Below are 266 nucleotides of genomic sequence, written 5' to 3'. Positions count from 1 at the left end.
ACGAGCTTTGGATGGAGCACTTAGTGCTCGTATTCCCACATCAGCCGATCAGCGACGAACAGCATATTGCCTTCGGCGGGAACTTCGGGACGCTCGAGGTTCATCCGTCGGTGGCGCATCGCAGTTCGCGCAATCTCGAGATCTACCGCGTCTCCAACGTCGACGAGGCCGACCGGATCATCCCGGCCAAGGAGACCAAGTGGCAGTACATCAACCTCTCCTGGCTATGGCATACCGACAGCTCCTTCCGTGAAGTGCCGAGCAAG

The 266-nt window shown here is 58.6% G+C and carries 1 protein-coding gene; it reads left to right on the top strand.

The window, feature by feature from the left end; translation table 11 throughout:
* Nucleotides 1-11 precede the first annotated feature (11 nt).
* Nucleotides 12-266 (top strand): TauD/TfdA dioxygenase family protein (locus tag VJI77_RS07555; RefSeq protein ID WP_323988986.1); only part of this gene is annotated, 255 nt, incomplete at its 3' end.

The organism is Parvimonas sp. D2 (assembly GCF_035282635.1).
Classification (GTDB): Bacteria; Bacillota; Clostridia; order Tissierellales; family Peptoniphilaceae; genus Parvimonas.
The sequence above is the reverse complement of the archived record's forward strand: the minus strand, read 5'-3'. Positions and strand labels throughout refer to the sequence as shown.